This window comes from Alphaproteobacteria bacterium (assembly GCA_024244705.1).
In the GTDB taxonomy this organism is placed as follows: domain Bacteria; phylum Pseudomonadota; class Alphaproteobacteria; order JAAEOK01; family JAAEOK01; genus JAAEOK01.
Window position 1 is genome coordinate 136384 of record JAAEOK010000098.1, and the last position, 21868, is coordinate 158251.

Below are 21868 nucleotides of genomic sequence, written 5' to 3' on the forward strand. Positions count from 1 at the left end.
TTTACTACAGTTGGATGACAGTTTCGTGACACCCCGACCGAACCGGCCGCGGTGTCGGCCGCTGGCTAGTCGGGATAGGGCACCGAGAAACTGTAGACGCCGTCCTTGCCGGTGAAGAGGCCGGGGCCGGATTTGATCTCGTCCGGCCCGTCATAGGCGAAATCCTCGCCGCCGACGCAGGCCGAGAGGGCCACAACGAGGGCGGGAATAATCAGGTATCGCATTTTCGATGTCATGGCCGTGTTTCCCCCGTGCTCTAGAATTTCTGCCGCACGCCGAGGAGGCCGACCCAGATGTCCTGGTAGGGATCCTCGGCCGGATCGGTGACCGAAAAATAGTTACCGCCGAAATAGATTTCGGTGCCGCTGGCGTCGACGTTCTGCACCAATTGGACGCCGTAATTGTCGGATTCGCTGCCGTTGTTCAAATAGTCCCAGCCCATCCACACATTGCCGGAGACGGCGGTCTTGCCGAAGCTGAACCATTTCTGCTGGATGCCGCCCTTGACATAGTAGAAAGACGGTTCCGGATCGGTGCCGGTCGCGGTGTCGAGTACCGTGCCGTAGGCGCCGGTGACGAACAGGCCGGTCGGCACGTGCAGCACAGAGGCCGAGCCGCTGATGCCCTCGACGCCTTCGTTGTTGGGGACATCGGTGTCGGTGTACCAGCCCGCGGCGGCGACCACCTTGAGGCCGCCGGCGACGTCGAGCTTTTGCTTGTACTGGCCGCGCGCATCCCACTGTCCGCCATCGCCGTAGCTGGTCGACAGGGAGAAACCGGCGAAGGTCGGCGTGTCGTAGCGCACCCGCTGTTGCCGGCTGAGGCCGTCGAGGTTGTCGAAATAATCGTTGACCGTATTGCCGCTCAGCACGCCGGAGGGGTCCAAGCGGAAGTCCAAACCGCCGCCGATCGTTTCGACCTCGGACTTGCCGGCGACCGTGGTTCCGGAAAGATCCTGCTCGCTGATGCCGTTCGAGGCCATGTCGCCCTGGCCAACGGTGATCTTGCCGTATTCCTTGTTCTTGATGAAAGCCTCGGCCTTGCGCAAATTGAAATCGAAACTCCGCGTCTCGTCGTCGTCCTGGTTGACCTCGTTGCTGGCGTTCTGCTCGACCTCCAGTTCCATCGTGGCGCCGGCGCTCCAGTGGTCGTCAATCGGCGCCCTAACCTTGAAACGGAAGCGCGATGACGAGTTGTCGTTGTCGACGACCCAGACCTTGCGGTCATTGTCGGTGATGCCGGGACCGTCGCCGCTGTCGGCGGCCATGACGCCCATATTGACCTGGCCCGACAATTCGAAGGTCATGCCCTTCTTCCCGCTATTGACCAGGGAGCCCTCGTCCGGAATGCGGTCGGGATTGACCGCGGTTCCCGAAATCTGTTCGACCCGCTGGTTGATATTCTGGGTCTGCCCCTCCTGGAGCCTAAGGTTCTGCGCGTTGTCCTGGACCTGGGACTCGAGCTGGTTGAGCCGCGGCAGGAGATTTTGCAGCGTCTCCCATTGCTCCTTGGTCATGGTCACGGTGACTGTTTCGCCGGCGTCGGCGGCGCCGGCGCATATCAATGCGGCCAGCGATACCGAGCCGAACACCGGGCCGAGCCGCGGTCTCTTGGGTTTCCACCTTGTCATCCTATCCCTCCTTGGCATGGAATAATTGCAATATCGGACGCGCGCTGTTTTGACCTCGTCCGAATCATTCCGGCGCCGGTCCGCTGGACGCTGTGGCGCGTTTTCGGCGGCGACCAGATAAACCGAAAAAGTGGCGCCGCGACCCGGCGAACTTTCGATGGTCAGCGAGCCGCGATGCCGATTGACGATGTGTTTGGCGATGGCCAGGCCGAGGCCGGTGCCGCCGAGTTCCCGCGAGCGTGCCGGATCGATCCGGTAAAACCGCTCGGTGAGCCGCGGCAGATGCTCGGGAGCGATACCGTCGCCGGCGTTGTGGACCGAGACCGAAACGACACTTTCACCGGGCGCGAGCCTGTCGAGCGGGCCGCGGCCGCTGGTGGCGACTGTCACCGTGACCGCGGTGCCGGCAGGGCCATACTTGATCGCATTGTCGACCAGGTTTTGCGCCACTTGCTCGAGTTGGTCGCCGTCACCGATCACCGGAGCCGGATCGAGTTCGAGACGGAGATCGATCGACATCTCCTTCTCCTGCGCTTGCAATTGCAGGCTCTCGGCAGCGCGGCGCATGGCGGCCACAAGATCCACGTGTTGCGTCGGCCGCGCATGCTCGCTGAGTTCGATCCGTGACAGCGACAACAGGTCATTGATCAGGCGCGCCATGCGCCCCGCCTGTTCCTGCATGATGCCGAGGAAACGTGCCCGCGCGCGCGCGTCGCCCGCGGCCGGACCGCGCAGGGTTTCGACGAAGCCGATCAACGCCGACAACGGCGTCCGCAACTCATGGCTGGCGTTGGCGACGAAATCGGCCCGCATGCGGTCGGCGCGCTTGACCTCGGTCAGATCATGAAGCGTTAAAACGAGAACCGCACCGTCCGCCGATTGCTCGCTCAGCCGCCGGACGCGGGCGCTGAAAGCGCGGTCGACGACCCCCGGCAGCGTGAACTCGGCCTCTTGTCCGGTTCCCTCCTCGAGCGTCCGCTGAACGGCGTCGATGACATTCGGGTGACGCAAAGTGGCCAATAGATCCTGCCCGGCGGCGACCCGGCTCAGCACCGACCGCGACGCCGCATTGGCCCGCACCAGCCGCATTTGCTGGTCGAGGGTCAGGATCGGATCGGGCAGACTGTCGATGATGATTTCATCGGCCGCCAATTGCGTCCTCAGGTGTTCGTCCTGGGCGCGCCACTCCCGCCGATGGCGGCGCAGCGATCCATCGAGCCCGGCGACCAACGAACCTTCGGCAACCGCCGGAACCTGTTCGCGTTCGGGGCTCCTGAGCCCATCGGCGACGTGGCGTAAAATCTCGATATCCCGGAGATGACGCCAAACCAACGCGGCGACAACGAGTGCGCAGAACGCCGCCGCCGCCAGTGCCGGCAGCGGCGCCAGCCAGCCGACCACCACGAGCACGCCGAGGGCCGCCGCGACCGGCAGGGTCAACAGCGTGGTGGTGAGCAAAACGTCATTTTTCCGCGGCCGCGGCGCCATCACGAACCCTTGTGTAATCCCTGTCACTGTTCGCCGCCCCAGGGTCCTCTACCATATCGCACTTCTTGCGCAAGAAAACGCGCCATGGCCGATCGAGTAAATTGAGGGAGGCACCGCGATGAGAAACCACCACCCCATGCTCGGCTTGATCGTTGCCGTCGGCGTGTTCGCCGGCGCCGCAGACGCCACGGCCCAGAGCAACCCGCCGTGGCTGTCGCCGGCCAACTCCGACAAGTTGCTGAGCGAATTGAAGGCATTGATCGATAAGGGCGCGAACGAAGGCCTGGCCAAGAAGAAGTACATCAAGGAACTCAGGCAGTTGACCGCGCGCTACGACTGGCCATGGTCCCGATTGCTGATGATCGAGGAGTTCGCCGACGGCAATTACAGCGCCAACCCGCCCTGGACCGTGCGCTCCGGCCGCTTCGAGATGAACCGGGAATTCGGCTTGGTCAGCATTCAAAATCAAGCGCAGCAATCGACCAGTCAGCCGGGTCAGCCCCAAGGCACGGTCGGCCAACAATTGCTAGGCGCCGTATTGCAACAGGTGCTGCCGCCGCAAAATCAGCAGCAGCAACAGCAGCCGGCGGCGACCCGTGGCGACATCTATACCGCACTGGGCATTGCCAACGGATTTGATATCCGCCTCGTCCTCCGCACCCGCAACGAGCCCGGCCGCTTCGAGTTCGGCCCCTATATCGCCGGGCAGAGCGACGAAGGCTATCGCATCGTCTATGCCCCCGGCGGCAATCCGTCACTGGCCCTGGTCCGCTATTCCGCGATCGGCAGCGGCGTCGTCGAGACAGCCAAATCGCAAGTCCAACTCACCGAGGGACAGGACCAATACATCCAATGGTTCCGCCACCCCAACGGCGACATGGCGGTCTATGTCAACGGCAAGGAAACCATCGTCGCCAGCGACCGCACCTTCACCAAGGGCTTCGACGGCATCATCATGAGCAACCTGGGCGGCACCTACGCGGTCGGCGAGGTCGCCGTCTACGGCACCAACTGAGCAAGAAGCCACCTCCGGCGTCGCTGCGACTCCGTCGCCGCGTGGTTAGAAAAGCGTCCCGTCGATCGCGTCATGGGCGGCGACGGCGGCCAGATTGACCACGTCCGAAACGGTCGAGCCGATAGGCACGATCTGCACCGGCTTCGACAGGCCCTGCAGAATCGGCCCGATGACCGTGCCGCCGCCGAGTTTCTGCAACAGTTTGGCGGAAATGTTGGCGCTGTGCAGCCCGGGCATGATGAGAATGTTGGCGGGCCCCGACAGGCGGCAGAACGGGTAGAGTTGCATGATCTCCGGGTCGAGCGCCACGTCGGCGGACATTTCGCCGTCAAATTCGAAATCGACTTGCCGCGAATCGAGATGCCGCACCGCGTCGCGCACGCGCTCGGTGACCTCGCCGATGGGGTTGCCGAAATTGGAGAACGATAGCAAAGCGACCCGCGGCTCGTGCCCCATCTGACGCGCCAAGGCTGCGGTCTGGCTGGCAATATCGCAGAGCTCGACCGCCGTCGGCAGCTCGTGAACCGAGGTGTCGGCGATGAAGACCGTGCGCCCGCGCGCCAACGCGATAGTCACGCCGATGACCCGTTGGCCGAGCTGCGGGTCGAGAACGCGGCGCACCTCGTCGTAGCAAACGGCGAAACGCCGGCTCAGCCCGGTCACCATGGCGTCGGCGTCGCCCATCTGGACCATGCAGGCGGCGAACACGTTGCGGTCGTTGTTGACCATGCGCTGGCAGTCGCGATAGAGCGAGCCCTTGCGCTGCAGGCGCGAATAAAGGAACGCGGTATAGGCCTTGTTGTGCTCCGATAGGCGCGCGTTGTGGATCTCGAACCCGTCGGCCTTACCGAGGCCGATGCGCGCCATGGTCTCGACCACTTGCTCTTCGCGGCCGACCAGAATCGGCGTCCCGTAGCCGCCGCTGTAGAACGCCGCGGCGGCGCGGATCGCGCGTTCGTCCTCGCCCTCGGCGAAAACGATGCGCCGCGGGTGCTGGCGCACCTTGTCGAAGATCGCCTGCAGGCCGGCCGCCGTCGGGTCGAGACGAGCCGACAGCTCCGCCCGGTAACGGTCCATATCGATGATCGGTCGGCGGGCGACGCCGCTGTCCATCGCCGCCTTCGCGACCGCCATCGGCACCGCTTCGATCAACCGCGGGTCGAACGGAGCCGGGATGATATATTCGGGGCCGTATTGCAGGCGCCGGCCGGAATAGGCGGCGGCGACCTCGTCGGGCACGTCCTCCCGGGCGAGGTCGGCCAACGCATTGGCGGCGGCGATCTTCATCTCGTCATTGATGGTCGAGGCGCGGACGTCGAGGGCGCCGCGAAAGATGTAGGGGAACCCGAGCACGTTGTTGATCTGGTTGGGGTAGTCCGACCGCCCGGTGGCGATGATCGCGTCCGTGCGCACGGCGACGATGTCCTCGGGGTCGATCTCGGGTTCGGGATTGGCCATCGGGAAGACCAACGGCCGGTCGGCCATCGATTTGACCATGGCCTGGCTGACCGCGCCGGCCACCGAGAGCCCAAAGAACATATCGGCGCCCTCGATCGCCTCTTCGAGCGTGCGCGCCTTGGTGTCGACGGCATGAGCGGACTTCCACTGGTTCATGCCGTCTTCCCGGCCCTGGTAGATGACGCCGCGCGTATCGCACATGACGACGTGTTCGTGGGGCATGCCCATCGATTTGAGCAACTCGGCGCAGGCGATCGAGGCCGCGCCGGCGCCGTTGATCACTAACTTGGTCTCCGCAATGTCACGGTCGGTGAGATGCAACGCGTTGATCACCCCGGCGGCGGCGATGATGGCGGTGCCGTGCTGATCGTCATGAAACACGGGGATATCGAGCAACTCCCGCAGTTCCTGCTCGATAACGAAACAGTCGGGGGCGCGGATGTCCTCGAGGTTGATGCCGCCGAAGCTCTTGCCGAGGAACCGCGCGCAATCGATAAATTCGCGGACGTTGGAGGTATCGACCTCGAGATCGATGCCGTCGATGTCGGCAAACCGCTTGAACAGGACCGCCTTGCCTTCCATCACCGGTTTCGATGCGAGCGCGCCGAGATCGCCGAGGCCAAGCACCGCGGTGCCGTTCGAGATCACCGCGACCAGATTGCCCTTCGCCGTATAGTCGTAGGCCAGCGCAGGATCGTCATGAATGCGCAGGCACGGCGCAGCGACGCCCGGGGAATAGGCGAGCGACAGATCGCGCTGCGTGGTCAGCGGCTTGGTCGGCGCGATCTCGATCTTGCCGGGACGGCCGGACGCATGCAGCAGCAGGGCCTCTTCTTCGGTGATGCGGTTGGACTTCACGGACATTGTTGGCCTTTCGATCGGGAGCCGCGACAAACGCTCCTAGCTTCTACGAGGTATACGGTATCCGCTTCAGCCGGCGCAGCGGCTGGGAATCTTAGCACCCCGGCCGCGGCGCGCAACGTGTGGCTTGATCAAGCATCCTTGCCGGCATCGCGCTCGTGGAGGTGAATGCGGTCGCCGCCGTTGGCGGCGAGAATTTCCTTCGCGGCCGCGATTTGCGCCTCGTCGCTGACGCGCACCCACAGAATAACGCCACCGGTCTCGAACGCATGGGCGAACGACTCGGCATGCTCGACCGAGGTCAGGTCGTCGAGCAACTCCTTGGCTGCATAACCGCCGACGGCGGCGGCCACCAGCCCGGCGAAGAAAATTCCGGTCGGCCCGGTCGCGACGGCGATCATGCCGGCGGTCGCCAGCGGGCCGATATACTTGACCTCGCCGCCCAGCGAGGACAGCCAACTGCTGAACGGCGACTTGGCCGCGTCCGTGATCTCTAGCGAATCATGCGACCCCAGCACGCTGAGGTCGTTGCGGTCGACGCCGGATTCGACGAGGGCGTCGACCGCCGCCCGAAACGATGGCTCGTCGGCGAAGTGCGCAATCACCTCTTTGATGACTTCCTGGCCCACTAAATTCCTCCTTGAACGGCACCGCCCCACCGGCCGGCGATGGATGTCGGCGCCACGGCTATGCTAATACCATCCATATCACCTGCCGCCGCATATCATGTCAAAGCCCGAGACGCAAAACTCCCCCGATCCGGCCCCCGCCGCAAAACGCGATAATGTGTCGCCGATGATGGTGCAGTATCTGGAGATCAAGGCGGCCCATCCCGACTGCCTGCTGTTCTATCGCATGGGCGACTTCTACGAGCTGTTCTTCGAGGATGCCGCGACCGCCGCCCGCGCACTCGACATAACGCTGACCAAGCGCGGCTCCCACGACGGCAACCCGATCCCGATGTGCGGCGTCCCGGTGCACAGCGCCGATGGCTATTTGCAGCGGTTGATCCGCGATGGATTTCGTGTCGCCGTCTGCGAGCAGACGGAGGATCCCGCCGCCGCCAAGAAACGCGGCAGCAAGTCGGTCGTCCGCCGCGAAGTCGTGCGCCTGGTCACCCCCGGCACGCTGACCGAGGACGCCCTCCTCGACGCCCGCCGCCACAATTACCTGGCCGCCCTGGCCGATGCCCACGGCGCGCTCGGGTTGGCCTGGCTCGACATGTCGACCGGCGACTTTTCGGTCGAGCCCGTCGAGCCCGCGGGGCTTGGTGCCGCGCTCGCCCGGCTCGAGCCCGGCGAGTTGCTGGTGCCGGAACGGCTGGTTCAGCGTCCCGATCTGTTCGAGACCTTCGCCGAGTGGACGGAAATCCTGACCCCGCAGCCGGACAGCCGGTTCGATAGCGAAAACGGACGGCGGCGTTTGGAGGCAACCTATGGCATCAAGGCGCTCGACGCCTTCGGCGCTTTCGGACGCGCCGAGATCGCCGTCGCCGGCGCCCTCCTCGATTATGTCGAGCTGACCCAGAAGGGACGGCTGCCGCGCCTGAATGCGCCACGCCGCACCGGCTCGGGCAGCGTCATGGAGATCGACGCTGCGACGCGGCGCAACCTGGAACTGCTGCGGACCCTGTCAGGCGATCGCAAGGGCAGCCTGCTGTCGGTGGTCGACCGCACCGTAACCGGGGCCGGCGCGCGGTTGCTGGCGGAATGGCTGGCGGCGCCGCTGACCGAGCCCGAACCCATCCACCGGCGGCTCGATATGGTCGGCTACTTCGTCGACGGCGCGGCGGTCCGCGACCGGGTCCGGGCGTTGCTGCGCAAATGCCCCGATATCGAGCGGGCGCTGTCCCGGATCACCATCGGCCGCGGTGGACCGCGCGATTTGCAGGCGATCGCCATCGGACTGGGCCAGGCCCAGGACCTGCGCGCCGCATTCGCCGGCGGCGGCCTCGACACGCCACCGGCGGAGCTTGAGCGCTGCCTGAACGAGATCGGCCACCACGACCCGTTGATCGATCGCCTCGACCGCGCCCTGGCGCCGGAACTGCCGGTGCTCGCCCGCGACGGCGGCTTCATCGCCGCCGGCTACTCCGAAGCGCTCGACGAACAGCGCACGCTGCGCGACGAGAGCCGCAAACTGATCGCCGGCCTCGAGGCGCGCTACCGCGAGGAAACCGGCGTCGCCTCGCTCAAGGTCCGCCACAACAACGTCCTCGGCTATTTCGTCGAGGTCACCGCACTGCACGCCAACAAGCTCGCCGAGCCGTTCATCCACCGTCAAACCATGGCCAATGCGATGCGCTTCACGACGGTCGAGCTGGGAGATCTCGAAGAGCGCATCGGCCGCGCCGCCGACAAGGCATTGGCCATCGAATTGGCATTGTTCGAAGACCTCGTCGGCGACGTCGCCGAGTACGGCGACCCGATCGCCCAGGCGGCGCGGGCGTTGGCCCGCATCGATGCCGTGGCCGGCCTCGCCGAATTGGCGGTCGATGGCCGCTATTGCCGTCCGGTCGTCGATTCCGGGACCGATTTCGAAATCCGCAACGGTCGTCATCCGGTGGTCGAGGCGGCGCTATCGGCGCGTAGCGAGGCCGCCTTTGTCGCCAACCACTGCGACCTCTCCAAAGACGACCGGATTTGGCTTGTGACCGGGCCCAATATGGCGGGCAAGAGCACGTTCCTGCGCCAGAACGCGCTGATCGCGATTCTCGCTCAAATGGGCTCATTCGTGCCCGCCGAAGAAGCCCACATCGGAATCGTCGACCGGCTGTTCAGCCGCGTCGGCGCCGCCGACGACCTGGCGCGCGGCCGCTCGACATTCATGGTCGAGATGGTCGAAACGGCGGCGATTCTCAATCAGGCGGGAAGCCGCGCCCTGGTCATACTCGACGAGATCGGACGCGGTACGGCGACATTCGACGGCCTTTCGATCGCCTGGGCCACGGTCGAGCACCTGCACGGCGTAAACAAATGCCGCGCCCTGTTCGCCACCCACTACCACGAGCTCACCGCGTTGGCGGCCCGCCTCGACGCGCTCTCCTGCCACACCATGAGGGTCAAGGAATGGCAGGGCGACGTCGTCTTCCTGCATGAGGTCGCGCCCGGCGCCGCGGATCGCTCCTACGGTATCCACGTCGCCCAGCTCGCCGGCCTGCCGGCCGCCGTCATCGCGCGCGCCGAGGAGGTGTTGACGACCCTCGAGCAGGGCGAACAGGCCGGGGCGCTGAGCAAGCTCGCCGACGACCTGCCCCTGTTCAGCGCCGCCCCGCGGCCGCGCTCGGGGATTGCGGCCAAGGGCCCATCACCGGTCGAGGAGAAACTCGCCGCCGCCAACCCGGACGCGCTCAGCCCCCGGGACGCCCTCGAATTGCTCTACGAACTGCGACGGCTGCTCAAGCCGTAAAACGGCGCTTTTCTATTCCTTGGTCAGACTGAAGTTGATCTTGTCGAGGGCGGCCACCGGATCGATCTCCGCCAAATCCGAGAGTTCCATCAGGTTGACCGGCGCCGCCGGCGCCAGCTTGAGGGTCAACCGGCCCGGCGACTTGACGAACTCCGCCAAGGCCACTCCCGCCATCTGCAACCGCGTATCGGGGATGTCGGCGGCCGATAGACCGATCATCATCACCGCCTGCTCCCTGACCTCGTCCACCGTGAGGCCGTTCTCGGCCGCCACCAGGCGCAGGACCCGGTCGAAGAAGGCATGATCGTCATAGGTGAAGGTCAGGTGGCCGATGGTGAGGGTATCGAGGTTGGCCATTGCCGCGAACGGCTGGTCCGGGTTGGGCCATACGAAATAACCGCCGAACTTGGCCGAGAATTCGAGGGCGCCGATATTGTCCATGTCGATTTCATAGTAGGGGATATCGACCTCACCGCTTTCCGGATCGGCCGAATAGCGAAGCCGAAGATTGCCGCGAACGGCGGTGTCGCCGAACAGCGTCTCCATTGCCGCTCTTTCCTCGCCGGGAAGAAAATCCGCGAAATCGAAGGTGAAGCCCTGCACTTCTTGGGTCATGAAGAGCGGCGGGTTGTGATCCAGATCGACGTCGGAGATGAGCCAAGTGTCGGCGCTCACCGAAAGGACCATGTCCTCCATCTCGCTGAGCGCTTTCGCGGCTTCCGGGTCGTCGGCCGCCAGCTCCCCGATCTCGGCGCCGTAGGCGGCGACGAATTCGGCGAGATCGACGTCGATGCGAAGCTTGGTCACGGTAAGCTCGCCGCTGATGGCGGACGCCTCGGCGTCGTCGTAGGTCACCGTGTAACCGGGCGGCAATTCGGCAAACAATTGGTCGAGCGTTTCGGTGGCGCGGCGATCGACATACCAGTCGTCAAACAGCCAGACGGCGAGGGCCGCGCCGACGGCGAGCCCGATGATCACGATCAGGATGTTCCGACGGTTCATGGGTCGTCCTCCTAGAGCGAAGCGCCCGTCGTGGTTGCGAGCATGCGCACACAATGACGGCTCGGCGTGGCGAGCGCAATCTCGGACACCCTAAACCAACAGGGTTAAGCCATCGTAAGGCATGCAATCATCGGAGGAACGTCCGCCGTGCTAGGGCGGGATCGGCTCACATCGAAACGAAATGAGCCGTGAATCACGCCCCAACATATTGAGTTAGAGCAAGATTCACGTTTCAGGTCGATTCGATCCGGAACGATCTTGCTCTAGGGCCGGGGAGCGCCGATCACGACGTTGTCAAAGCCGCCATTGGCCCGCGCGATCGTGATCCGAATCTTGTAGAAGCTCCAATTGATATCGTAATCGCGGCTATCCTGGATTTCGATTTCGGCTTCGGTCCGGATTTCCTTGGTGACCGTCTCGGTCGTGGTCGTCGTCCGGCTGCCGCCGCCGAAAATCGGGAAGCCGAAGCCGATCCCGACGCCGCCCCCACTATAACCGCCGGTGCCGAAGCCAAAGCCGACACCGGCCCCCGGGCTTGCGCCGTAATTGTCGCTGGTCACCGTCCTCGTTTCGGTCACGGTGTCGGTGTCGAGGCGTTCGGCGCGAACGCTGCCGCCTTCGGGCAGGACCAGCTCGACATCGCTGATCCGGTCCTCGGGCAGGTCGTGGCTGATCGAGACCTTTACTGCCGGCGGCGGGCCGGCCCAATAGGTCGCGGTGGCGTCGAACCCCGGCGCCATGGTCTGGGCGTAGAGCGTTCCGCCGATCAACGCCGCGGCGCTCGCGGCGGCGAAGCCGGCTACTCGAGAAAGGTTCCTAATCATGCCCAAATCATAACACGGCGGCGGGGCCCAAAATATGACATCTGTCACAACCCGTGGACGATCTGGTCGCCGCCGATGAACCGGGCCAGCAGCAGCAACCCGGCCTGATGGCATTCGGGGCCTCCATGGCTGGCGCAATAATCCGCCATTACCACCGGCTCGATGCCGCGTTCGAACAAATCGACCGCCGTCTTGAGGACACAATTGTCGGTCGCAATACCGCAAAGATGGGCGCGCTCGATACCGCTCGATGTCAGGAATTCCGCGACCTCGGCCGTCAGGCAGGAATATTGCGCCTTGTCGACGATCCGCGCGTCGACCCGCGGCGTGAAGGCCAGGGCGATGTCATCGCTGCCCGGGGCGAACCGATCCCATCCGATCAGGCGGCGATAGAACGAGCCTTCGGGATTGTAGAATCGGGTCGCGACGAGATGGTCGAATCGGTTCTGCAGGGCCTCGACCCGGGCCGGAATGTCGCTGGTCCACCGGTTGATGAATCCGCTTTGCACATCGATGATAAACAGGCAACTGGGCGGCATTGGATTATTGGGATTGGTGGGGCCGGCATAGGATTTACGGCCGATAGGCCGGATCCTGTATTATATGGTATCACGACACGGCCAAGAACGGCGGCAGCGGGAAACGGAGCGTCATGGGCACGATTCCGAAGCAACGCGAGATTATCGACCGGCGCGAGATTATCGCCCGGCTCGATGAGGTGCGTGACCGGTGCCGGGCGCGCCCCGAGGACTCGCGGTCGGCTGTCCTGAATCTCCTCAAGGACGCACTGAAAGGCGGCCGGGACGAGATCCGGCGGCGCTACGAGGATGGCGCCAGCGGGACCGAAAACGTCCGCGCCACCGCGTTCCTGATGGATCAGATCCTGCGTGTTTTGTACGATCACGCCTTCGAGGACGTCTACCCGCGGGCCAACCCGACCGCCGGTGAAAGGCTGTGCGTGACGGCGGTCGGCGGCTATGGACGCGGCGAGCTCGCGCCGTGGTCCGACCTCGATCTGCTTTTTCTCCACCCCTACAAGGCGACCGCTCATACCGAGCAGGTCATCGAATACATTCTCTATATGCTGTGGGATCTGGGTCTCAAGGTCGGCCACGCCAGCCGTTCGGTCGACGACTGCATCCGCCGCGCGCTCAACGACATGACGATTCGCACGTCCGTTCTCGAGGCGCGCTATATCTGGGGCGACCAAAAGCTGCACAACGAGCTCCGCCATCGCTTCGGCACCGAGGTAATCGCCGGCAGCGAAGCGGCGTTTGCCGAGGCCAAGCTCGCCGAGCGCGACGCACGCCACCAGCGGATGGGCGATTCGCGCTACGTGCTCGAGCCCAATATCAAGAACGGCAAAGGCGGTTTGCGCGACCTCCATACCCTGTTCTGGATCGCCAAGTATATCTACCGCGTCGATGACGTTCGCGACCTGGTGGCGAAGGGCGTGTTCACCGAAAAGGAGGCGCAGGACTTCGCCAAGGCGCAGAACCTGCTGTGGACGATTCGCTGCCACCTGCATTACCTGGCGGGACGGCCCGAGGACCGCCTGACCTTCGACCTCCAGCCCGAGATCGCGCAGCGGATGGGCTATACGGATCACGCCGGCACACAGCGTGTCGAGCGTTTCATGAAGCGGTACTACCTGACCGCCAAGGAGGTCGGCGACCTGACCCGCATTTTCTGCGCGGCGCTGGAATCGGAGCAAAAGCGCGAGCGCGTCTCCGGTCTACGCCGGCTGATCACCCGCCACCGCGAGGTCGAGGGCTTTCCCCTGGAAGGCGGGCGGCTGACCGTGAAGAGCGAGGCCGCGCTGGCGGCGGCGCCGGTCGACATCTTGCGCCTGTTCCACGTTGCCCAGGCGCACGACCTCGATATCCATCCGACCGCGCTCAGGGCGATCACCCGAACCCTCGATCGCATCGGGCCCGAATTGCGCCGCGATCCCGAGGCCAACCAACTGTTCCTGGAAATGCTCGCCTCGCGCCACGATCCGGCGACAGCCCTCAAGCGGATGAACGAGGCCGGCGTGTTCGGCAAGTTCGTCACCGATTTCGGCCGCGTCGTCGCCCAGATGCAACACGACATGTACCATGTCTACACGGTCGACGAGCACACCATCCGCGCGATCGGCATCCTCGCCGCGATCGAGGCCGGCGAACTCAAGGAGGACCACCCGCTGTCGACCGACATCATCCACAAGGTGGTGTCGCGGCGGGCGCTCTATGTCGCGGTGCTGCTCCACGATATCGCCAAGGGCCGGGGCGGCGACCATTCCGTACTCGGCGCCGAGATCGCCGAGCGGCTCGGCCCCCGCTTCGGCCTCAGCGAGGAGGAGACCGAGAACGTGGCGTGGCTGGTCCGCCATCACCTGCTGATGAACAACACCGCCCAGAAACGCGACATCAACGACGCCAAGACGATCTCCGACTTCGCCGCGATCGTCCAATCCCCCGAGCGGCTGCGCATGCTGCTGGTGTTGACCGTGGCCGATATGCGCGCCACCGGACCGACGGTTTGGAATGGGTGGAAGGCGGCGCTCCTGCGCGAGCTCTACTGGCGCACCGAAGAGGTGCTGTCGGGACGCTTCGACGACGCCAGCGTGCAATCGCGCGCGCGCGACGTCGTCGATCGCCTGCGGCCCGAGCTTTCGGACTGGTCCGAAGCCGAGTTCGACGCCCATATCGCGCGCGGCAACTCGACCTATTGGCTGGGCCACGAGATCGCCACCCTGGTCCGGCACGCGCGGCAAATCCGCGCCGCGGAGCAGGACGGGCAAGCGATCTCCGTGGCGACCCATATCGACGCGGCGCGGGACGTCACCGAGGTTTCGATCTACGCCCCCGACCATCCGGGGCTGTTCGCCCGCATCGCCGGCGCCCTGGCGATGAGCAACACCAACATCGTCGTCGCCTCGGTCTGCACGCTGACCAACGGCAAGGCGCTCGACACCTTCTGGGTGCAGAACCAGGACGGCGAGGCGGTGGGCCGCGATGACCGGTTGCCGCAACTGCCGCGGCTCATCGCCGACAGCCTGTCGGGCAAGATCAATCCCGAACGGGCGCTCCACGGCTGGGAGCGGCTGCCCGAACGGGCCCAGGTCTTCACCGTGCGGCCGCGCGTGCTGATCGATAACCAGGCCAGTGCGACCCATACCATTATCGAGATCAACGGCCGCGACCGTCCCGGCTTTCTCTATGACGTGACGCGAACGCTGGCGGCACTCAACCTGCAGATCAATACCGCCAAGATCGCCACCTATGGCGAACGCGCGGTCGACGTTTTCTACGTCAAGGACGTCTTTGGCATGAAGGTTCAGCACGACCGCAAATTGGAAGAAATCCGCGAACGGATCGGCGCGGTGATCGGCGATGACGACGGCTCCGCCGGCGATGCCGCCGCGACGGCGGAGGGCGCCAAGATCGCCGCCGCCGAATGACGCCGATGGCGGCCGTTTCAGCTCCCCCCCTGTGACCGGCACCCGATGCGGCTTTTCCGTTCCTTCGCCACCGTCAGCGGCTTCGTCGCCCTCAGCCGGGTTCTTGGATTTACGCGGGATATCCTGATCGCCGACGTGCTCGGCGCCAAGGAAGTCGCCGACGCCTTCTTCGTCGCCTTCCGCTTTCCCAACATGTTCCGCAACTTGTTCGCGGAGGGCGCCTTCAACGTCTCCTTCGTGCCGGTTTTTTCGGCCATCCTCGAGCAGCGCGGACGGGCCGAAGCGCAGGTCTTCGCCGAGCTGGTGCTGGCCGGCCTGCTGTCGATTCTGGTCTTGTTCCTGTTCGCGGTCGAAGCGGCGATGCCGTGGTTCCTCGCAATCGTCGCGCCCGGGTTCATCGACAACCCCGAAACCCTGGCGCTGGCGGTCGAATATACCCGCCTGACGTTTCCCTATCTGTTGTTCGCCGCCCTCGGCGCGATGCTCAGCGGCGTGCTCAATTCGCTCTATCGTTTCGCCGCCGCGGCGGCGGCGCCGATCGCCCTCAACGTGGTTATGATCGCCGTGCTGCTGATCGGCTGGGCGTCGCAGGAAGAGGCCGGGTTTTCGCTTTCGCTCGGTATCGCCTGCGGCGGCGTCTTTCAATTCCTTATCCTGGTCTGGGCCTGCCACCAAGCCGGGATCGACCTCCATCTGCCCCGCCCCCGCCTGTCGCCCGACGTCAAGCGCATGCTGCGGCTGATGGTGCCGGCGGCGATCGGCGCCGGCGCGGCGCAGATCAATCTCCTGGTCGGCACGGCGCTGGCGTCGATCGTCGGCGTCGGCGCCATCTCCCACCTCTATTACGCCGAGCGCGTCACCTGGCTGCCGGTCGGCATCGTTGGCGTCGCCATGGGCACCGCGCTGCTGCCCCGGGTCGCCCGGCTGCTCAAGGCCGGCGAGGCGGACGCCGCGCTCAACGCCCAGAACCGGGCGCTCGAGCTCGGCCTGCTCCTCGGCATGCCGGCGATGGCGGCGCTGATCGTGATTCCGCTGCCGATCCTGACCGTGTTGTTCGTCCGCGGCGCCTTCACGATGACCGACGCGCTGGTCTCGGCGGGCGCGCTCGCCGCCTTCGCCATCGGGGTCCCGGCCTATGTCTCGGTCCGCGTCCTGGCGCCCGGGTTCTTCGCCCGCCAGGACACCAAGACCCCGGTCAAGGTGGCCTTCGTCGCCGTCGCCGTGAACGTGCTCGCCAGTATCGCGCTGATGGGGCCGTTCGGCGTCCTGGGCCTCGCCTTCGCCAACGCCGTGGCGGCCTGGACCAACGCCGCCCTGCTGACCGTCCTGCTGCATCGCCGCGGCTATCTCAGCTTCGATGCCCGCCTCAAACGCCGCGCCCCCCGGATCGTCTTGGCCAGCGCCCTGATGGCGGCGGCGTTGTTCGTCGCGGCCCCGCTGGTGGCGCCGCTGCTCAGCGCGACACTGGTCGTCAAGATCGCCGCCCTGGCCGCGCTCATCGGCGGCGGCGTCGTGGTCTACGGCCTCGCGGTATTGGCGACCCGGGCGGCGACGCTGGCCGACATGCGGGCGGCGCTCAGCCGGTCGTAATCATTCTTCCTCCGGCGCGCGGCAGTAATCGAGATCGAGGTCGGTCCGCGCGGCGGCATGGAACCGCACCGTGACCCGCCGCGGCAGCGAGCTGCGCTTGATGCGCCGGCGTTCATAGGACGGCCGGCGTACGTCGCGCTTGGTATTGGGGTCTTCGGTCAGGATGCCGGGAATGTTCATGTCGATCAGGCCCGCCTGGACCGTCGACCCGGAACCGTTCCAGGTCGCCGCCAGCGTCGCCGTGGCGCCATCGGGAAACGCCGCCTCGACCCTACAGGCCGGTTCGCCGTAGCGCCCGCCGAGGGCATCGACCACCGCCGCCATGACCCGGTCGGGCGCCTCGAGGCGGCGGATATCCAACAGCACCTGGGCCAGCCGCGCGGTCGAGCGGTCCATCTGCAGGAAGGCGGTGAAGCGATAGCCGCCGAGCTCGACACCGCGCCACAGACGGTCGACATACAGCGGCCCGAAATCGAGCGGCGCCGAGAGTCGCGTCAGGTCGGACCCGAAGACGCGGTCGAGCGCCGCCCCATCCATGCCCCATTCGGCGCCGCGCCAGCCGGCTTCGTCCTGGGCCGCGGCCGGGGCGAAGCAAGCGAGAACGAGACCGAACGCGAACCCGCCGGCGGTGCGGCCCAATGCCCGGCGCGTGGTCATCTGTCCCATGCCCCGACCTTTCCACATCGGCGACGCGGTTTCGAGTCCGCCGCGCGCGGGCCGCATTACCGATGATTTCTTGAATTCCATGACCGAGCCGCGCGCGTGGCCAACCCAGCCATCCCCACGCGCGCGGTATTGAACCGCTCCTTGACCCGGGCCGGGGGAGCGGCGATAAAGCCGGCGGAATTCCCGGCCAGTCGAAAGACCCAGCCCATGAATCGCGTCTTCTCCGGCGTCCAGCCGACCGGCAATTTGCATCTCGGCAACTATCTCGGCGCGATCCGCAACTTCGTCGCCTTGCAAGAGACGCACGAATGCATCTATTGCGTCGTCGACCTCCACGCCATCACGGTGTGGCAGGACCCGGCCGAACTGCGCGCCAACACCCGCGAGGTGACCGCCGCCTTCCTCGCCGCCGGCATCGACCCGGCGCGCAGCATCATCTTCAACCAGAGCCAGGTCTCGGCCCATGCCGAGCTGGCCTGGATCTTCAATTGCGTGGCCCGGCTCGGCTGGCTCAACCGGATGACCCAGTTCAAGGAGAAGGCGGGCAAGAACCGCGAGAACGCCTCGGTCGGGCTCTATGCCTATCCCGACCTGATGGCGGCCGACATTCTCGCCTACAAGGCGACCCACGTGCCGGTCGGCGAAGACCAGAAGCAGCACCTCGAGCTGACCCGCGACATCGCGCAAAAATTCAACAGCGATTACGGCGTCGATTTCTTCCCGATCACCGAGCCGTTGATCCTCGGCGAGGCGGCGCGGGTGATGAATTTGCGCGACGGCAGCAAGAAGATGAGCAAGTCCGATGCCTCCGACTACACGCGCATCAACATGACCGACGACGCCGACACGGTGGCGCAAAAGGTCCGAAAGGCGCGCACCGATCCCGACCCGGTGCCCGAGCCCGACACGCTCGACGAGGCCGGGCGGGTGCTCGACGACGCCCGCGCCGCACGCCCCGAAGCCTTCAACCTGGTCGGCATCTATGGCGCGCTGGTCAACCGGCCGGTCGCCGACGTGTTGGACGAGATGGGCGGCAAGCCGTTCTCCGAGTTCAAGGCCGCGCTGACCGAGGTCGCGGTGGCAACGCTCGGCCCGATGGGCGCCGAGATGCAACGCCTGACCGCCGAGCCGGAGCTCGTCGATGCGGTGCTCCGCGACGGCGCCGCCCGGGCCCGCGAACTGGCCGGCCCGATCCTGCGCGAGGTCCATGACATCGTTGGGTTACTGCGCGCTTAAGTCTGCTCCACGAACGTAGATCGGGCGGCACCCAGAGACATTCATAGCTGGGTGGCGCCGACCAAAAAAACTTGCCGAATGGCGGCCTGGCAAAAGGCAGGGGTGAATGCGCTATGATCCGGCGATCAATCCCAGCGGAGATTGGCAATGTTTACGACCCCGGCAATCGTCAGCGACCGGCTCTATTCGCGACACCTGGAAACCATCATCGCCCTGGTCAGCTATCTGGCGATAACGTCCAGCAAAAGTCGAACCGCCGTGTTGATGGCGAACGATTTGGGCCTCGAAGCAGGCGAGGTGAAGACAGTTGTCGAAACGTTTAAAGCACTGTTCCGGGAGGCGCCCGACCCGCAAGGCGGCCCGCCCTATTATACACTGCATTTGCGCTATGCGATGCGGTCTCAGGATGGCAAGGACGTGGAGGGAGAGGCCGAGAAATCTCGCGAGCCCATTAGCGACGCCAAGCTCGATTCGCTGCTCCGTTTCGTTGTCCATAAATCGGAACAGGAAACCGCTCTTGTGGTAGCCCGGCGATCTCAATGGATCAGCGTCACCTGCGCCGTCATCGCGGCCATGGCGGCCCTCGTTGCTACGGTCGGCTAGATTCCCAGGCCGAAATAATCCGCCGCTAAGGCCGCGATGCAACGGAATTCGCTTTCCCGCCGCGAATCGGGGGAGTAAGGTGGGCAGCGAAATTCGTTAAGGAATCCAGGCCTTTGCCGGTCAGTTCCTGCGAAGCTCTGTCCGTGGGCCTTCTCACCTTTCGAAGCGCGTATGCAGATCTACCTGCCGATTGCCGAGATGTCAGTGGATATTTTTCTGCTGCTCGGCATGGGCGGCGCGGTCGGTATTCTGTCCGGCCTGTTCGGCGTCGGCGGCGGTTTTCTGATGACCCCGCTGCTGATCTTCATCGGCGTACCGTCGCCGGTGGCGGTCGCGACCGAGGCCAACCAGATCGTTGCGTCCTCGGTTTCCGGCGCCCTCGCGCATTGGCGCCGCGGCAACGTCGACTTCAAGATGGGGCTGGTGCTGCTGTTCGGCGGCATACTCGGCTCGACCTTCGGCGTCGTCCTGTTTACCTGGCTGCGGTCGCTGGGACAGGTCGATTTGGTTATCAAGCTGTCTTACGTGATCTTCCTCGGCATCATCGGCGCGCTGATGTTCGTCGAAAGCCTGCGCGCGATCTTCCGCCGCCGCCAACAAACCGGCGGCCGGAGGCGGCTTCATGAACACATGTGGGTTCACGGCCTGCCGCTGAAGATGCGCTTTCGCAGGTCCAAGCTCTATATCAGCGCCCTGTTGCCCCTTGGCGTCGGCTTCCTGGTCGGCATCCTGGCCGCGATCATGGGCGTCGGCGGCGGCTTCCTGATGGTCCCGGCGATGATCTATCTGATCGGCATGCCGACCTCGGTCGTCGTCGGCACGTCCCTGTTCCAGATCATTTTCGTCACCGCCAACGTCACCTTCCTGCAGGCGATGAACAACCAGACCGTCGACGTGGTGCTGGCGCTGATCCTGTTGATCGGCGGCGTCGTCGGCGCCCAGATCGGGACCCGGCTGGGCGCCCGCCTGCGCGGCGAGGAATTGCGCGGGCTGCTCGCGCTCATGGTCCTCGGGGTGTGCGGAAAACTGCTCTTCGATTTGGTCACGACGCCGGACGACCTTTATTCGATCGGCGTGGAGATCGGACATTGATGCCCCGCCTGCTGCGCTATATCGCCCTCCTGCTGGTGCTCGCCATCGGTCCCGCGTCGGTCCACGGCAACGGGCTGGTCGCCGACCTTTCGAAACATTTGGTCGCCATCACCACCGGCTTCAGTGGCGCCGATGTGCTGTTGTTCGGAACCACCGAGGAAGAGGGCGACATCGCGGTCGTCGTCCGCGGCCCGGGCGAGGACATCGTGGTCCGGCGCAAGCAGCGGGTCGCCGGCATCTGGATCAACGGGCGCAGCCTCACCTTCGGCCACGTGCCGGCGTTCTACGCCGTGGCGGCGACCGGCGACGTCGAGGGTTTCGCGCCGCCGTCGGTGCTCCACCGCCACCAGATCGGAGCGCAGTATCTGCGCTTCATCAATCCGAAGCGGGCCGAAGACGACGAAATCCAGGAATTTCGCGAGGCTCTGCTGCGCAACAAGGCGGCGCAGGGCCTCTATCCCCATCATGTCGGCGAGGTGCAACTTCTCGGCGGCCGGCTGTTCCGAACGCCGGTCGTGTTTCCGGCCAACGTGCCGACCGGAACCTATGTCGTCGAGGTCTTCGTCCTCAAGGACGGCAACGTCATCGCCGCCCAGACGACCCCGCTTCTCGTCAGCAAGGTGGGCACCGAGGCGGAGATTTTCGACTTCGCCCACGACCAGAGCGCGCTCTATGGCATCGTTGCCATCATCATCGCGCTGGTGGCAGGATGGTTGGCTGGCGCGATCTTCCGAAAGGCTTAGAGGCCTATGTGTTCATATAGAAGCAATTCTGTTGCGGGTTGGGCGCGGCCGCCCGCAAGGCGCCGCCCGAAATGCGATGCCGAAGCATCGGGTGAGGACGGCAACGAAGCGGAGGCCCGCCCAAACGCAACCCTGTCGGGCCGGGGCCTGTTTCGCCATGACCGCGTCAACCACCTCGACCGTATGCCGGATACGCTCCGCGGTGCTTTCCTGGTCATGGCGAAACATGCCTTCGGCAAAATGGTTCTACATGAACACATAGGGCTCTAGCCATGGCAGAACCAGCCACGAGCAGCAGCGATGGTCGTATCTTCCTGGTCGTCGTCGATGACACGCCCGAGCTGCGCGTCGCGCTCCGCTTCGCCTCGCGGCGGGCCAAGAGCACCGGCGGCCGGGTTGCCATGCTCTATGTCATCGAGCCGGCCGATTTCCAGCACTGGGCCGCGGTCGAGAATTTGATGGAACAGGAGCGCCGCCAGGAGGCCGAGGAGATCCTGCAAAAACACTCGGAAATGGTCCAGGAGTGGTCGGGCTCGATGCCGATGCTCTATGTCCGCGACGGCCGCCCGCAGGACGCGTTGCTGGCGTTGCTCGAGGAGGAACCGGGGATCTCCATTCTTGTGCTCGGCGCCGATACCGGTCCGAAAGGTCCCGGGCCCCTGGTCTCCGCCTGTGCCGGCAAGCTGGCGGGGAAACTGCGCACCCCGGTCACCATCGTACCGGGCAGCCTCGACGACGACGAGGTCGACGCCCTGACTTAGGGACCGTCCCGTGAAACAACCTTGCACGCAATAGTCGGCACGACAC

General features: G+C 65.1%; 17 protein-coding genes. 9 read left to right on the forward strand and 8 right to left on the reverse strand.

The genetic code is table 11. From position 1 onward, the window contains the following. Positions 1-65 precede the first annotated feature (65 nt). Together GY791_18655 and GY791_18660 are read right to left on the reverse strand one after the other, a co-directional pair. Positions 66-236: a hypothetical protein gene (locus tag GY791_18655; protein MCP4330448.1), complete on the reverse strand. Its 171-nt coding sequence runs from the start codon at positions 234-236 to the stop codon at positions 66-68. Positions 237-256: 20 nt separating this feature from the next. After that, entirely contained in the window at positions 257-3145 is a 2889-nt protein-coding gene (locus GY791_18660; protein ID MCP4330449.1) for a PAS domain-containing protein, read from the reverse strand. A 91-nt stretch (positions 3146-3236) separates the two neighbouring features. Here GY791_18660 and GY791_18665 point away from each other — a divergent pair, with 91 nt between their 5' ends. Then, the gene (locus GY791_18665; GenBank protein ID MCP4330450.1) at positions 3237-4133 is read left to right on the forward strand and encodes a hypothetical protein; all 897 of its coding nucleotides are present in this window, start codon (positions 3237-3239) and stop codon (positions 4131-4133) included. A gap of 45 nt (positions 4134-4178) precedes the next feature. On the opposite strand, the gene GY791_18670 is transcribed toward GY791_18665, so the two are convergent. Together GY791_18670 and GY791_18675 are read right to left on the reverse strand one after the other, a co-directional pair. Then, positions 4179-6455, reverse strand: coding sequence for an NADP-dependent malic enzyme (locus GY791_18670; protein MCP4330451.1), 2277 nt, complete (start codon positions 6453-6455; stop codon positions 4179-4181). A gap of 128 nt (positions 6456-6583) precedes the next feature. Beyond that, positions 6584-7081 carry a hypothetical protein gene (locus tag GY791_18675; GenBank protein ID MCP4330452.1) on the reverse strand — a complete coding sequence of 166 codons (498 nt, stop codon included), beginning with the start codon at positions 7079-7081 and terminating at the stop codon, positions 6584-6586. A 97-nt stretch (positions 7082-7178) separates the two neighbouring features. On the opposite strand from GY791_18675, the gene mutS reads away from it, so the two are divergent. Next, the gene (mutS, locus tag GY791_18680) at positions 7179-9860 is read left to right on the forward strand and encodes a DNA mismatch repair protein MutS (GenBank protein ID MCP4330453.1); all 2682 of its coding nucleotides are present in this window, start codon (positions 7179-7181) and stop codon (positions 9858-9860) included. 12 nt (positions 9861-9872) lie between these two features. Here mutS and GY791_18685 read toward each other — a convergent pair whose 3' ends face one another. From GY791_18685 to GY791_18695, 3 genes are all read right to left on the reverse strand, one after another. Then, positions 9873-10862: a hypothetical protein gene (locus tag GY791_18685; GenBank protein MCP4330454.1), complete on the reverse strand. Its 990-nt coding sequence runs from the start codon at positions 10860-10862 to the stop codon at positions 9873-9875. 263 nt (positions 10863-11125) lie between these two features. Continuing rightward, positions 11126-11686, reverse strand: a complete 561-nt coding sequence (locus tag GY791_18690; GenBank protein MCP4330455.1) for a hypothetical protein — start codon at positions 11684-11686, stop codon at positions 11126-11128. 44 nt (positions 11687-11730) lie between these two features. Further along, positions 11731-12225: a cysteine hydrolase gene (locus GY791_18695; GenBank protein ID MCP4330456.1), complete on the reverse strand. Its 495-nt coding sequence runs from the start codon at positions 12223-12225 to the stop codon at positions 11731-11733. Positions 12226-12338: 113 nt separating this feature from the next. On the opposite strand from GY791_18695, the gene GY791_18700 reads away from it, so the two are divergent. Then, positions 12339-15131 (forward strand): [protein-PII] uridylyltransferase, encoded by a 2793-nt coding sequence (locus GY791_18700; protein MCP4330457.1) that lies wholly within the window; start codon positions 12339-12341, stop codon positions 15129-15131. 45 nt (positions 15132-15176) lie between these two features. Next, complete coding sequence (murJ, locus tag GY791_18705) at positions 15177-16721, forward strand: murein biosynthesis integral membrane protein MurJ (protein MCP4330458.1); 1545 nt, start codon at positions 15177-15179, stop codon at positions 16719-16721. Here murJ and GY791_18710 read toward each other — a convergent pair whose 3' ends face one another. Further along, positions 16722-17468, reverse strand: a complete 747-nt coding sequence (locus tag GY791_18710) for a hypothetical protein (GenBank protein ID MCP4330459.1) — start codon at positions 17466-17468, stop codon at positions 16722-16724. Positions 17469-17594: 126 nt separating this feature from the next. Between GY791_18710 and trpS the strand changes: the two genes are divergently transcribed. The 5 genes from trpS to GY791_18735 all read left to right on the forward strand — a co-directional run bounded on the left by trpS (position 17595) and on the right by GY791_18735 (position 21822). Next, positions 17595-18623, forward strand: coding sequence for a tryptophan--tRNA ligase (gene trpS / locus GY791_18715; GenBank protein ID MCP4330460.1), 1029 nt, complete (start codon positions 17595-17597; stop codon positions 18621-18623). A gap of 147 nt (positions 18624-18770) precedes the next feature. After that, entirely contained in the window at positions 18771-19226 is a 456-nt protein-coding gene (locus tag GY791_18720; protein MCP4330461.1) for a hypothetical protein, read from the forward strand. Between the two features lie 171 nt (positions 19227-19397). Further along, the gene (locus GY791_18725) at positions 19398-20318 is read left to right on the forward strand and encodes a sulfite exporter TauE/SafE family protein (protein MCP4330462.1); all 921 of its coding nucleotides are present in this window, start codon (positions 19398-19400) and stop codon (positions 20316-20318) included. Further along, positions 20318-21061, forward strand: a complete 744-nt coding sequence (locus GY791_18730; GenBank protein ID MCP4330463.1) for a hypothetical protein — start codon at positions 20318-20320, stop codon at positions 21059-21061. The genes GY791_18725 and GY791_18730 overlap by 1 nt, the downstream gene beginning before the upstream one ends. Positions 21062-21333: 272 nt before the next feature. After that, a complete protein-coding gene (locus GY791_18735; protein MCP4330464.1) occupies positions 21334-21822 on the forward strand; it encodes a universal stress protein in 489 nt (162 codons plus the stop codon). Positions 21823-21868 lie beyond the last annotated feature (46 nt).